General features: G+C 67.6%; 13 protein-coding genes. 7 read left to right on the forward strand and 6 right to left on the reverse strand.

Translation table 11 applies throughout. The features are described from left to right. Positions 1 to 96: 96 nt before the first annotated feature. On the reverse strand, positions 97 to 1254 hold the full coding sequence (locus tag QMX79_RS16950; protein WP_282247779.1) for a phospholipase A: 1158 nt from the start codon (positions 1252 to 1254) through the stop codon (positions 97 to 99). A gap of 139 nt (positions 1255 to 1393) precedes the next feature. Continuing rightward, the gene (locus QMX79_RS16955; protein WP_282247780.1) at positions 1394 to 1879 is read right to left on the reverse strand and encodes a DUF456 domain-containing protein; all 486 of its coding nucleotides are present in this window, start codon (positions 1877 to 1879) and stop codon (positions 1394 to 1396) included. 230 nt (positions 1880 to 2109) lie between these two features. On the opposite strand from QMX79_RS16955, the gene QMX79_RS16960 reads away from it, so the two are divergent. Beyond that, positions 2110 to 2313, forward strand: a complete 204-nt coding sequence (locus QMX79_RS16960) for a cold-shock protein (protein ID WP_282247781.1) — start codon at positions 2110 to 2112, stop codon at positions 2311 to 2313. An 85-nt stretch (positions 2314 to 2398) separates the two neighbouring features. On the opposite strand, the gene QMX79_RS16965 is transcribed toward QMX79_RS16960, so the two are convergent. Together QMX79_RS16965 and QMX79_RS16970 are read right to left on the reverse strand one after the other, a co-directional pair. Beyond that, a complete protein-coding gene (locus QMX79_RS16965) occupies positions 2399 to 2884 on the reverse strand; it encodes a glycine zipper 2TM domain-containing protein (protein ID WP_282247782.1) in 486 nt (161 codons plus the stop codon). 95 nt (positions 2885 to 2979) lie between these two features. Then, positions 2980 to 3417 carry a cytochrome c gene (locus tag QMX79_RS16970; protein WP_095362767.1) on the reverse strand — a complete coding sequence of 146 codons (438 nt, stop codon included), beginning with the start codon at positions 3415 to 3417 and terminating at the stop codon, positions 2980 to 2982. Between the two features lie 94 nt (positions 3418 to 3511). On the opposite strand from QMX79_RS16970, the gene QMX79_RS16975 reads away from it, so the two are divergent. After that, a complete protein-coding gene (locus QMX79_RS16975) occupies positions 3512 to 4312 on the forward strand; it encodes a tRNA threonylcarbamoyladenosine dehydratase (protein WP_282247783.1) in 801 nt (266 codons plus the stop codon). Between the two features lie 62 nt (positions 4313 to 4374). Here QMX79_RS16975 and QMX79_RS16980 read toward each other — a convergent pair whose 3' ends face one another. After that, the gene (locus QMX79_RS16980; protein ID WP_282247784.1) at positions 4375 to 5139 is read right to left on the reverse strand and encodes a TatD family hydrolase; all 765 of its coding nucleotides are present in this window, start codon (positions 5137 to 5139) and stop codon (positions 4375 to 4377) included. Beyond that, on the reverse strand, positions 5136 to 5357 hold the full coding sequence (locus tag QMX79_RS16985) for a DUF6116 family protein (protein WP_068853007.1): 222 nt from the start codon (positions 5355 to 5357) through the stop codon (positions 5136 to 5138). The genes QMX79_RS16980 and QMX79_RS16985 overlap by 4 nt, the downstream gene beginning before the upstream one ends. A 161-nt stretch (positions 5358 to 5518) precedes the next feature. Between QMX79_RS16985 and QMX79_RS16990 the strand changes: the two genes are divergently transcribed. The 5 genes from QMX79_RS16990 (at position 5519) to QMX79_RS17010 (ending at position 12073) form a co-directional block, all read left to right on the forward strand. Continuing rightward, the gene (locus tag QMX79_RS16990) at positions 5519 to 6343 is read left to right on the forward strand and encodes a glycine zipper 2TM domain-containing protein (protein ID WP_282247785.1); all 825 of its coding nucleotides are present in this window, start codon (positions 5519 to 5521) and stop codon (positions 6341 to 6343) included. 94 nt (positions 6344 to 6437) lie between these two features. Next, on the forward strand, positions 6438 to 6980 hold the full coding sequence (locus tag QMX79_RS16995) for a GNAT family N-acetyltransferase (RefSeq protein ID WP_282247786.1): 543 nt from the start codon (positions 6438 to 6440) through the stop codon (positions 6978 to 6980). A gap of 90 nt (positions 6981 to 7070) precedes the next feature. Continuing rightward, on the forward strand, positions 7071 to 9350 hold the full coding sequence (locus tag QMX79_RS17000; RefSeq protein ID WP_282247787.1) for a thiamine pyrophosphate-dependent enzyme: 2280 nt from the start codon (positions 7071 to 7073) through the stop codon (positions 9348 to 9350). A 3-nt stretch (positions 9351 to 9353) separates the two neighbouring features. Further along, positions 9354 to 11297 carry an asparagine synthase (glutamine-hydrolyzing) gene (gene asnB, locus QMX79_RS17005; protein WP_282247788.1) on the forward strand — a complete coding sequence of 648 codons (1944 nt, stop codon included), beginning with the start codon at positions 9354 to 9356 and terminating at the stop codon, positions 11295 to 11297. A 215-nt stretch (positions 11298 to 11512) separates the two neighbouring features. Further along, a complete protein-coding gene (locus tag QMX79_RS17010) occupies positions 11513 to 12073 on the forward strand; it encodes an NADPH-dependent FMN reductase (RefSeq protein WP_282247789.1) in 561 nt (186 codons plus the stop codon). The last annotated feature ends 146 nt before the right edge of the window (positions 12074 to 12219 follow it).

Consider the following 12219-nt stretch of genomic DNA (forward strand, 5'->3'; position numbering starts at 1 on the left):
CGCAGGGCGTGGCTCTACGCGGGTCGATCAGCAAGCAAACCCACGCGGGTCGGGTAACGTGCGTAGAGCCACGCCCTGCGTGGCTGCGGCGCAACCTCAATACCACTCGAGCAACGACACGCCCAGGCCGATGTAGGTCGCCTTGTGGTTGTAGTCGATCATGCTTTCGCCGTACCCGTCGAACACCTGCACGTGGCCGCGCAGCAGGTTGCTGATCGGGAAGCCGTAGTCCAGTTGCAGCGCCCCGTGCGAGCGGTCGCCGCCGCGCAGTGAATGCCGCGCCATCAGCGAAACCTCGTGGCCGTTGCGGTTCCAGGTCAGGGTCGCGTCGCCGCGGCCCATGTAATCCTCGATGTCCGGGTTGTTGTCGTCTTCGCGATCTTCCGGCAGGCGGTACCACGGGCGCAGCACCAGCGCCCAGTTTTCGCGGTCCAGGCCGATGTTGGCGATCACCCGGTTCCAGCTGCGCGACAGCGGGTCGGCGCGGCCATTGGACATGTGGGTGAGGCTGAGCCCGCTCATGCGCCCGCGCCAGCCGCCGATGGAATAGCCGTTGCGGAAGACCATCATGATCTCCGGCTCGTAATTGGTTTCACGGAACGGGCGCGAGTTGTCGGCGTTGTAAGCCTGCCAGCGCGAGCTCTGGGTATACCCGGCCCAGATGTCGCCGTTGTCGCCGAACACGTTCTCCCACACCTTGGTCTTGAAGCTCAGCTGGAACTTCAGCTCGTTGCTGTCCAGCTGCTGCGGCGTGGTCACCGTGTTGTCCGGGTTGGGCGACTGCGGCATCTGGTTCTTGTCGCTGGTCCAGAACGCGGGCAGCAGGTACACCGGCTTGTAGGCGCGCAGCTGGAACGCGCCCAGCTTGGAGTCCTGCGCCAGTTCCCAGCGGCTGTCCAGCAGCGAGCCCTTGCCGGCATTGGCCAGCGCGGAATCGTGCCCATCGTTCTTGAAGACCTCGCCCAGCCGCTGCTTGACCCGTTCGGTGGCGGGGGCATCCGGCGTACGCGCGGCCTGGCGCTCTTCGCGGCGCTCCTGCTTGGCCGCGGTGGCTGCGGCATCGGCCGCCTGGGTGGTTTCCACCGTGGGCCGGAACAGTTTGTCGTAGCAGGCCAGGCGGGCCACATCGGTGCCCACCAGCGCGCAGGCTTCAGGCGATGCCGGCGTTGGCGCGGCTTCCTGAGCGTCCAGCGGCAGGCTGGCGGTGGCCAGCGCCAGGGCAGAGAACAGGGCCGAACGGGGGCGGTGGGTCATGGAGGCAGGCCGATGAATGGAGGGGAGCGCGGACAGTGTGGCGGCTGCCCGGCGTTCCTGCCAGCGCGATGCGACGCACTGACGGGATCAGCGCGTTTATGCCGGTGTCCCCCGTGCGCGCAACGTGAAGCTGTCGGGCTCAGAAGAACCAGGCGAACGCGAAGATGCCCAGCATCGCGATCACAAGCGCCAGCTTGAGCGCGAAGCCCAACAGGATGCCCAGCCAGGTGGCCAGGCCCACCTTGGTGGAACGGCCCAGTTCACGGGTATGCCAGTACTCGCCGAGCAGCGCGCCGGCCAGTGGCCCGGCGAACAGCCCGATCGGCATGAAGAACAGCCCGACGATGCTGCCCACGAAGGTGCCCCACAACGCCTTGCGGCTGGCCCCGACCCGCTTGGCGCCGACCACCGTGGCCAGCACGTCGACGGCGAACGAGGCCAGCGTGAGCAGGCCAAGCACCGTCAGCGGCACCCAGCCCACATGCACGAAGCCGTCGCCCCAGGCCGCCACCAGCAGGCCGGCGAATACCAGGGGGATGCCGGGCAGGGCGGGCAGGATGATCCCGGCGATCCCGACCAGGACCAGCACCACCGCGATCAGGTAAAAGATGAATGAAGGGTCCATGCTATGCCGTATGTTTGCCGAATTTGGGTTGACATTTGTGAAATATGCCAGTTGATTTTTGAAATTGCCCGGGTTAAGTTGCAGGCGCTGAGCTTGGCAAGGTCACCGTGGATCGTGGCCTGATGATGGTAGATCTTCCGATCCGCTCCATCGATGCACCTCGCTTCCCCCTTGCTTGTCAGCCGCCCACAAGGCGTAACCAACTACAAGTCAGTCAGGGAGTAAGGAAGATGGCAGAGAAGGGCACCGTCAAGTGGTTCAATGACGCGAAGGGTTTCGGTTTCATCAGCCGTGAAAGCGGCGAGGACGTGTTCGTACACTTCCGTGCAATCGAATCCCAGGGCTTCAAGAGCCTGAAGGAAGGCCAGGCGGTTGAGTTCGAAGTTGTGACCGGCCAGAAGGGCCTGCAGGCCGACAAGGTTCGCCCGCTCTAAGCGCGCACCGCTCCGGCCTGATCGGAACATGGAAAGGGCCCGCGCAAGCGGGCCCTTTGCATTCCAGCAGCAGCGGGGCAGTGGGTCAGCGCAGGACCACGCGACCATTGACCACGCGCACGTAGGTGTTTTCGCGGATCCCGCCGAGGTCACGCTGGTTCACTACCACGGTGCGGCCATCATCCATGCGCACGGTGATGTCGAAGGTATCGCTGGTCACGTTCTTCTGGATCTGGTTGCCGGCCAGCGCACCACCCACCGCGCCTGCGGCCGCGGCGATGTTCTGGTTGCCCTTGCTGCCGCCGGTGTGGTCGGAGATCTCATGGCCGGCAACGGCGCCCACCAGGCCGCCGAGGATCGCGCCGGTGGCGCTGGGCGCGGTGCGGCCGGAGGCCACCTGGTTGATCCGGGTGACGATGCCGCAGTCGGCGCAGCGGTTGTCGTTGTAACCGCCACTGTTGCCGTAGCTGTTGTTGTTGTAGCCGCCACCGCCGTAGCCAGGCGAGGTGGTGGCGCAGCCGGCGAGCGCGACGGTGGCAACGGCAGCGGCGGCAATCAGTTGGATCTTCATGGTGGTTCTCCGTATGGGGCGCATGGCCGAGATCCTGTCGTGTGCTGCGTGAACAGCGTGCCAATCCGGTGCCTGCTTCGTGGCTGCCAGATGAATCAGCGGAAATCCTGGTGGCAGGCCTTGCAGTCGGTCTGGATCTTCTCGACGAGCTGGCCCATGGCCACGCAGTCGGTCGGCGGCGCCGCCAGCGCGGTGTTGAGCGTGGCGCGCAGGCCGCTGGCGTGCTGCTGGAACTGCGCGCTGTCCTTCAGGTCCGGGAACGCCAGGTCCAGGTCGTTGGACAGCGAGCGCAGCGTCTGCAGGCGCGGCACGCTGTCGGCCAGGCTGCAGCGGTTCTGGGCCTGCGCATCGCGCAGCAGCGCCACCTGGCGCTCCATCACGTGCATCAGGCTGCCGGGGAACGGGTCCTGGCGGGCCTGGATCGCCCGCGACACCATCACGGTGGCGACCAGGCCGATCACCAGCCCCAGGCCTGCGACAAACAGATAGCGGTAGGCGGCGGACGGGCGGCGGGTGGGGACGGGAGCATTCATGCGGGTGGCTTCCTTGTGGGTGGCTCGCTGCATCCTACCGCTGGCCGCATCACGGGCGTACGTGGCGGGCGCCGGGCCGTCTAAAATGGGCGGCATGAACGACGTATTGCGCGAACGCTTTGCCGGCATCGACCGGTTGTATGGGGTGGGCACCGTAGACCAGCTGTCGCAGCGCCGGGTGGCGGTGGTCGGCATGGGCGGGGTGGGCTCGTGGGTGGTGGAAGCCCTGGCACGCACGGCGGTGGGCCACCTGACCCTGATCGACGCCGACGACATCTGCGTGTCCAACACCAACCGCCAGCTGCCGGCGCTGGCCGGGCAATACGGGCGCAACAAGGCCGAGGCGATGGCCGAGCGCTGCATTGCCATCAACCCCGACATCAGCGTTGAGGCGGTTGCCTCGTTCCTGACCGTCTCGAACATGGTCGAGCTGCTGGACCGCGATTTCGACCTGGTCATCGACGCCTGCGACAGCTTCCGGGTCAAGGTGGAAACCATTGCCTGGTGCCGGCGCCGCAAGCTGCCGATCCTCACCGTGGGCGCGGCCGGTGGCCGCACCGACCCGACCCTGGTGCGCATCCGTGACGTCTCGCGCACCGAGCACGACGCGATGCTGGCCCTGATCCGCAAGAAGCTGCGCAGCGATTTCAACTTCCCGAAGAACGCCTCGCGCTATTTCGGCGTGCCGGCGGTGTATTCGCTGGAGAACGTGAAGTACCCGCAGGCCGATGGCAGCGTGTGCGGCGTGCGCCCGCAGCTGGGCGCCGATGCGGCGTTGAAGCTGGACTGCGGCGCCGGACTGGGCGCGGCCACGCATATCACAGGTGCGTTCGCGTTCGCAGCGGTGGGCAAGGCGCTGGAGATGCTGCTGAAGAAGAAACCCGGCAACGCGTAGGGACACGCCGCGCGTGTCCATCCGGACGATGACGCATTGCGTGGGACACGCTTGGCGTGTCGCTACGGTATTCCGAACAGCCGGCGTGCGTTGGCGGAGGTCTGCTCGGCAATCGCCTCCACCGTCTCGCCGCGCAACCGGGCCACGGTGTCGGCGATCACCGTCAACCGTGCCGGCTCGTTGCGCTCGCCGCGGATGCCGGCGTCCGGCTGGTCCGGCGCATCGGTTTCCAGCAGCAGCTGCTCAAGCGGCAGCTGCGCCACCAGGCGCTGCAGGCGCTGGGCGCGGTCATAGGTCAGCGGCCCGCCCAGGCCGACCAGGAAACCCAGCTTGTGCAGCTGCGCGGCCTGTTCCGGGCTGCCGGGGAAACTGTGGATCACGCCACGTAAACCGCCCACTTGCTTGATTGCGGCGATCACCGCCTCCATCGCGCGTCGTGCATGCACGATCACCGGCAGGTCGAACTCGCGTGCGATCCGCAGCTGTCCGTCGAAGTAGAACTGCTGCCGGTCGGCGTCCAGCCCGTCCACGAAGAAATCCAGCCCGCATTCGCCCACCGCGCACGGCCGCTCGCGGGCGATCCACTCGCGCAGCTGCTCAAGGTGCTCGGGCCGGTGCTGGTCCAGGAACATCGGGTGCAGGCCGTACGCAGGGTAGAGGCCTTCGGCCAGCTGGCAGGTGTCACGCAGCTTGGGCCAGCTGGCCGCAGTAACCGCCGGCAGCACCTGGGTACGCACGCCCGCCGCCTGCGCACGCGCGATCACCTGGGCGCGGTCGGGGTCGAATTCGTCCGCGTCCAGGTGGCAGTGGCTGTCGACCAGGCTCACGCGTCGCGCCGGTCCAGGCGCGGCGGCAGGGTATCGCTGCGCCGTTTCCAGTTGGCCAGCAGCAGCGTGCCCAGCCCGAACAGGATTTCATCCACGAACGGAATCGGGTCTGGAATGAACAGCGTTACCGCGAACAGCGCAGCGGTGATCTTGAACAGCGTGGGGTAACGCAGTCCGCGCGCCCACTTCATCACTGGCAGCAGCAGGGGACCGGGCATCGCACTCTCCTCGACAAGTGGTGTAAACGCTATCACGAGCCCCGTAATGACAGAACCTGAATGGGTAAACGGGCCGTGTGCGTCATGTGGAGATACCGTTCAGGGTTCGCGTGCTGGAATCCGCATCAAGAACGTTGCGGATCGTCCGCAGGGAGTCGGATATGAAAAGCACAACTACTACTGTCCTGGTCGCCGCAGGCGCCCTGCTGGTCGGGGGCATCGCCACCGCCGCCTTCATGAAAAGCGGTAATTCCACCGACCCGGTTACCGCCGCGCAGACCCGCCCGAGCCTGGACACCACGCCGCTGGCCGACGATGGCGCTGCCACCGACGACGTGGCCGTGGACAAGGCCGGCCGGCTGGAATACGCCGACGTGGTCAAGGTCGATCCGCTGACCCAGAAGGAAAAGGCCTACGCCACCGTGATCGGCACCGAGCCGGTGCGTGAGACCTCCACCACCCAGACCCCGCACGAGGTCTGCAATGACGTGGTGGTGCAGGAACGCCTGCCCGAGCGCGATGGCAACGTCGGCGGCACCGTGGCCGGTGCGGTCATCGGTGGCCTGCTGGGCAACCAGGTGGGCGGCGGTAATGGTCGCAAGGCCGCCACTGCAGCCGGCGCCGTCGCTGGCGGCGTGATCGGCAACCAGGTGGACAAGCGCCACGTCGGTGGCCGCGTAGTCAACCGTACCGAGCGTCAGTGCCACACCGAGACTGCGACCTCCGAGTCGACCAAGGTGACCGGCTACAACGTGACCTACCGCAATGAAGACGGCACCACCGGCACCATGCGCATGGCCAGCAAGCCGGGCAACCGCATCGCCATGGGCACCACCAACAACGTCACCGGCTACAACGTGACCTACCGCTATGACGGCGTTGAAAAGACCGTCAAGATGGCCAACAAGCCCAGCAGCGACCGCCTGCCGGTCGTCGACGGCCAGCTGGTCACCCAGACCGCTGCGCTGGATACCGCCCGCCAGTAATCGGGGCGCTGTGCAGAACGTACGAAGAGGCCGGCATGTTGCCGGCCTCTTTCGTTCTGCGAAGATGGCACCCGGCTTACCAACGGGGTACCCCATGAGCATTTTCGACCTGCGCCTGGAAACCGACCGGCTGATCCTGCGCCCGCCGCGCGCGGAGGACTTCGACGCCTTCCTGCAGTTCTGCACCGATCCGCAGGTGATGCAGCACCTGGGCGGCGTGCAGGCGCCTTCCCAGGCCTGGCGCAGCTTCAGCTGCCTGGCGGGCAGTTGGCACCTGTATGGCTTCTCGATGTTTTCGGTGATCGAGAAGAGCAGCGGCGAATGGGTGGGGCGCATGGGGCCGTGGCAACCGCTGGACTGGCCGGGCACCGAAGTCGGCTGGAGCATCCGCCACGCCAGCTGGGGCAGGGGCTACGCACCGGAGGCAGCGGTGGCTGCCATCGACTGGGCGTTTGACACGCTCGGCTGGGACGAGGTGATCCACACCATCGACACGGCCAATGAGAACTCCAAGGCCGTCGCGCGCAAGCTCGGCAGCACGCTGCTGCGCATGGGCGAGCTGCCGCCGCCGCACGATGGCAAGCCAATCGAGATCTGGGGGCAGTCGCGGGACCAGTGGAGAAGCAGACGCCGCTAGGCCCTGTTTTGTGCACCTGCGCTTGGCAAGCGGCGGCGATTGCGGCGATGCTCGGCGCGGTCGTCCGTTCGGCTCAGCTGGAGGGTGTGCATGGTTGCCGTGGTTCCCGATCCGATTCCCGCGCGCATGAAGGGCCTGAACCGGGCCGAGATCTGCGACGCCAACTTCATCGAGTTCTTGCAGCGCTGGGATGGCCCCGCCGGGCAACGCCCCGACGACGATGCGCCGATCCTGCCCGGCAGCACGCTGGACGCGCAGGGCTTCGATGCGCTGTTCGAGTCGCAGCTGGTCAGCCGCCACCTGGACCTGATGGCGCGCGTGCTGCGCGTGCAGAACAAGGTCTTCTACACCATCGGCTCGTCCGGCCACGAAGGCAATGCGCTGGTGGCGCGGCTGGCCCGGCACACCGATCCGGCCTTCCTGCATTACCGCTCCGGCGCGTTCATGGCCGAGCGCTTCCGCCAGCTGCCGGGCATGGACCCGGTAATGGACGCGGCGCTGTCCTTCGCCGCCAGCCGCGACGATCCGGCCAGCGGCGGCCGGCACAAGGTCTGGGGCAGCAAGCCGCTGTGGGTGCTGCCGCAGACCTCCACCATCGCCTCGCACCTGCCCAAGGCGCTGGGCACCGCGCTGGCCATTGAAACCGCGCGCCGCATCGGCCATGGCCTGCCGATCCCCGACGACAGCGTGGTGATCTGCTCGTTCGGCGATGCCTCGGCCAACCATGCCACCGCGCAGACCGCGTTCAACACCGCCGCCTGGGCCGCCTACCAGCGCCTGCCGGCCCCGGTGCTGTTCGTGTGCGAAGACAACGGCATCGGCATTTCGGTGAAGACGCCGGACGGGTGGATTGCCGACAGCTTCAGCCACCGGCCCGGGCTGGATTACTTCTTCGCCGATGGCCTGGACCTGGCCAGCGGCCACGCGCAGGTGCAACGCGCGCTGGAGCATTGCCGCCGCACCCGCCGCCCGACCTTCCTGCACCTGCGCACCACGCGGTTGATGGGGCATGCCGGGACCGATTTCGAGATCGAGTGGCGGCCGCTGCCGGAGCTGTGCGCGGCGGAGGCGGCCGATCCGCTGCTGCGTTCGGCGCAGATCGCGCTGGAATCCGGTTGGATGACACCCGCCCAGGTGCTGGCGCGCTACGAGGCGATGCGCGCGCGCTGCTTCGCTGCCGCCGACGCGGCCGACCAGCGGCCCAAACTGGGCGAGCTTGCCGAGATCATGGCGCCATTGGCGCCGTACACCCCCGCGGCCGTACATGCCGAAGCCCGCCGGGTGCCGGCGGCGCAGGCGCGCGAAGCGGTGTTTGGCAGCGCGGCGCAGTTGCCGGAACGGCAGCCGCCGCGACACCTGGCCATCCAGATCAACCAGGCCCTGCACGACCTGCTGTGCAAGTACCCCTCGTCGCTGCTGTTCGGCGAGGACGTGGCGCAGAAGGGCGGGGTGTACACGGTCAGCAAGGGGCTGCTGAAAGCCTTCGGCCCGCGCCGGGTGTTCAACACGCTGCTGGATGAAACCATGATCCTGGGCATGGCCCAGGGCCTGGCCAACCTGGGCATGCTGCCGATCCCGGAAATCCAGTACCTGGCCTACCTGCACAACGCCGCCGACCAGCTGCGCGGCGAGGCCTGTTCGCTGCAGTTCTTCTCCAACGACCAGTACCGCAACCCGATGCTGGTGCGCATTGCCGGCCTGGGCTACCAGAAGGGCTTCGGCGGGCACTTCCACAACGACAACTCGATCGCCGCGCTGCGCGACATCCCCGGGCTGGTGGTGGGTTGCGCCTCGCGCGGCGATGACGCGGCGATGATGCTGCGCACGCTGGCGGCGCTGGCCCAGGTCGATGGGCGGGTGGCGGTGTTCCTGGAGCCCATCGCGCTGTACATGACCAAGGACCTGTACGCACCCGGCGATGGCCAGTGGCTGTTCCCGTACCCCGCGCCGGACCAGGCGCTGGTGCTGGGCGAAGGCCGCGTATACGCACCGGAGGCCAACGACCTAGTGATTTTCACCTACGGCAACGGCGTGCCGATGAGCCTGCGCGCGGCGCGCACCCTCGAAGCCGAACTGGGCTGGCAGGTGCGGGTGGTCGACCTGCGCTGGCTGGTGCCGCTCAACGCCGGCTTCATCGCCGAACAGGCTGCCGGCGCCCAGCGAGTGCTGGTGGTGGACGAGGGCCGGCACAGCGCCGGGGTGGGCGAGGGCGTGATCACCGCGCTGGTCGAGGCCGGCCTGGGCCACCTGCCGCTGCAGCGCGTCTGCGGCGCCGACACCTATACGCCGCTGGCGGGGGCAGCAATGTGCGTGCTTCCAAGCGACAATGCGGTGGTAAGCGCCGCGCGGGTGTTGGCGCAGGACCATTGACGCATGTGTGGACTGGCAGGAATGTTGCTGGCCGCCCCCGTACGGGAGCAGGCCGCGTTGGAACAGCAGGCGCGCCGCATGGGCGATGCGCTGGTACACCGTGGGCCGGATGACAGCGGGGTGTGGGCCGACGCGGCCAGCGGCATCGCGCTGGCGCATCGCCGGCTGAGCATCCTGGACCTGTCGCCGCTGGGCCACCAGCCGATGGCGTCCGACGATGGCCGCTATGTGCTGGCTTACAACGGCGAGGTCTACAACTTCGCCGCGTTGCGGTTGGAGCTGGAGGAGCGCGGCCACGCCTTCCGTGGGCATTCCGACACCGAAGTGCTGCTGGCCGCGTTCGTGGCCTGGGGCCTGGACGAAACCCTGCAGCGTGCCAACGGCATGTTCGCCATCGCCTTGTGGGACCGCGCCGAGCAATGCCTGTGGCTGGCCCGCGACCGGGTCGGCAAGAAGCCGCTGTACTACGGCTGGGCCGGCGACACGCTGGTGTTCGGTTCCGAATTGAAGGCGCTGTGGCAACACCCCGCGTTCGACAACGATATCGACCGCGATGCGCTGACCCTGCTGATGCGGCTGGACTACATTCCCGCCCCGCACTGCATCCACGAACGCTGCTTCAAGCTGATGCCGGGCCGGGTACTGCGCCTGGATGCCGCTGCGGTGGCCGCCGGTGCGTCCGCGCATCGCCCCGACCAGCAGCAGCTGCCGTTCTGGAACGCGCGTGAGCGCATGCAGCAGGCGCTGGCGTCGCCGTTCGTGGGCACCGACGATGAGGCGGAGAACCAGCTCGATGCCCTGCTGCGCGATGCAGTCGGGCTGCGCATGGTGGCCGACGTGCCGGTGGGCGTGTTCCTGTCCGGCGGCACCGATTCGTCGGTGGTGGCGGCGCTGATGCAGTCGCAGTCGTCCACGCCGATCCACAGTTTCAGCATCGGTTTCCAGGGCTCGGACCACGACGAGGCGCCGCTGGCCAAGGCGCTGGCCACCCACCTGGGCACCGACCACACCGAGTTGTACGTGAGCGGTGCCGATGCGTTGGCGGTGGTGCCCGGGCTGCCGGCGATGTTCGACGAGCCGTTCGCGGATGCCTCGCAGGTGCCGACCGCGCTGGTGGCGCGGCTGGCGCGCAGCGCGGTGACCGTGGCGCTGTCCGGCGACGGCGGCGATGAACTGTTCTTCGGCTACAGCCGCTACCAGCGCGCGCTGCGCAACTGGACGCTGCTGGGCCGGGTGCCGGCGCCGCTGCGGCGCTGGATGGCTGCCCATTCGCAGACCCAGGGCGAGGCCTCGCGCACCGGCGGCCTGGCTGCGCTGCTGGCCGAAACCGGCGCGCGCGGCATCGGCGATGTGTACCGCAACCGCATTTCGCGCTGGCGCGACCCGGTGTCGGCGGTGATCGGCGCGCGCGGAGCGGGCAGCTTCTACGACTTGGCCGATCCGCTGCATGGCGCCGGCTCGCCGGCCGACGCGATGATGCTGGCCGATTTCAGCACCTACCTGCCTGATGACCTGCTGTGCAAGGTGGACCGCACCAGCATGGCGGTCAGCCTGGAGGCGCGGGCGCCGCTGCTGGACTGGCGCGTGGCCGAGTTCGCCTGGTCGCTGCCGCTGTCGATGAAGCAGCGCGACGGGGTGAGCAAGTACATGCTGAAGCGGGTGCTGGGCCGTTACGTGCCGCAGGACATGGTGCACCGGCCCAAGCGCGGCTTTGGCGCGCCGGTCAGCGCGTGGTTGAAGGGCGACCTGCGCGGCTGGGCCGATGAACTGCTGGATCCGGCGCGGTTGCAGGCCGAAGGGGTATTCCACGTGGAGGCCATTGTTCCGCTGTGGAAGCAGTTCCAGCAGGGCGAACGCAAGTGGCACACCCACCTGTGGAACGTATTGATGTTCCAGGCGTGGCAGGCGCATTGGAAGCAGGCGAGGGCGGCGGTGGTGAACGCCTGACCGCGCATCGGTAGAGTCGCATCCCGATCGACTGCACGGGGTGGTGATTACATTCGATGGGGCATGACCTCCGAACGGAATCGCCTCTCCGGCAGAGGTCATGCGTCCCCGTGCCGATCAACGTTCCGTGCGGTCGTTTGGGAACCGACCCTACCTTCACCAGATGCAACGCTGCTGCAGCCTAGGCTGGGTTTTCCCCTTATCGGAGACCTCCCATGGCCCAACCCACCATCGCCGTGCTGGTCGGCAGCCTGCGCACCGGCTCGCACAACCAGGCCCTGGCCCATGCGCTGGAGAAGCTGGCCGCGGGCAAGGCCAGCTTCGAGTACGTACAGATCGGCGACCTGCCGCTGTACAACCAGGATTTCGACAAGGACTACCCGGCCGAAGGCCTGCGCCTGAAGGAGCAGATCCGCAAGGCCGATGCGGTGCTGTTCGTCACCCCTGAATACAACCGCTCGGTGCCGGGCGTGCTCAAGAACGCCATCGACCTGGGCTCGCGTCCCTACGGCCACAGCGCGTTCGCCGGCAAGCCCGCCGCGGTGATCGGCGCCTCCATCGGCGTGATCGGCACCGCGCTGGCCCAGCAGCACCTGCGCAACATCCTGGCCTATCTGGACATGCCGGTCCTGGGCCAGCCCGAGGCGTTCATTCATTTCAAGGAAGGCCTGATCGACGGGCAGGGGACCATCAGCAATGAAGGCACCCGCGACTTCCTGCAGGGGTTCGTCGATAAATTCCTGGCCTGGATCGCTACCCACGGCGGTCAGCATTGAACCGGGCGGTTCTGCGATAATGGGGATACAGGCGCACGACCAACGGTCGTGCGCTACCCGGCATGGTCGGTTTTCGTCCGGAACTGCAACCGGTAGGGGCCCCCCCGTGGGGGGGGCCCCCCCCCCGGGGGGGGTGTCGTAAAAAC

It is taken from the genome of Stenotrophomonas sp. PS02300, from assembly GCF_029959395.1.
GTDB lineage: Bacteria > Pseudomonadota > Gammaproteobacteria > Xanthomonadales > Xanthomonadaceae > Stenotrophomonas > Stenotrophomonas maltophilia_AD.

Excerpts from the sequence above, each read along its gene's own strand:
- QMX79_RS16950 (WP_282247779.1), bottom strand. The coding sequence starts at position 1,254 with ATGACCCACCGCCCCCGTTCGGCCCTGTTCTCTGCCCTGGCGCTGGCC.
- QMX79_RS16955 (WP_282247780.1), bottom strand. The coding sequence starts at position 1,879 with ATGGACCCTTCATTCATCTTTTACCTGATCGCGGTGGTGCTGGTCCTG.
- QMX79_RS16960 (WP_282247781.1), top strand. The coding sequence starts at position 2,110 with ATGGCAGAGAAGGGCACCGTCAAGTGGTTCAATGACGCGAAGGGTTTC.
- QMX79_RS16965 (WP_282247782.1), bottom strand. The coding sequence starts at position 2,884 with ATGAAGATCCAACTGATTGCCGCCGCTGCCGTTGCCACCGTCGCGCTC.
- QMX79_RS16970 (WP_095362767.1), bottom strand. The coding sequence starts at position 3,417 with ATGAATGCTCCCGTCCCCACCCGCCGCCCGTCCGCCGCCTACCGCTAT.
- QMX79_RS16975 (WP_282247783.1), top strand. The coding sequence starts at position 3,512 with ATGAACGACGTATTGCGCGAACGCTTTGCCGGCATCGACCGGTTGTAT.
- QMX79_RS16985 (WP_068853007.1), bottom strand. The coding sequence starts at position 5,357 with ATGCCCGGTCCCCTGCTGCTGCCAGTGATGAAGTGGGCGCGCGGACTG.
- QMX79_RS16990 (WP_282247785.1), top strand. The coding sequence starts at position 5,519 with ATGAAAAGCACAACTACTACTGTCCTGGTCGCCGCAGGCGCCCTGCTG.
- QMX79_RS16995 (WP_282247786.1), top strand. The coding sequence starts at position 6,438 with ATGAGCATTTTCGACCTGCGCCTGGAAACCGACCGGCTGATCCTGCGC.
- QMX79_RS17000 (WP_282247787.1), top strand. The coding sequence starts at position 7,071 with ATGGTTGCCGTGGTTCCCGATCCGATTCCCGCGCGCATGAAGGGCCTG.
- asnB (WP_282247788.1), top strand. The coding sequence starts at position 9,354 with ATGTGTGGACTGGCAGGAATGTTGCTGGCCGCCCCCGTACGGGAGCAG.
- QMX79_RS17010 (WP_282247789.1), top strand. The coding sequence starts at position 11,513 with ATGGCCCAACCCACCATCGCCGTGCTGGTCGGCAGCCTGCGCACCGGC.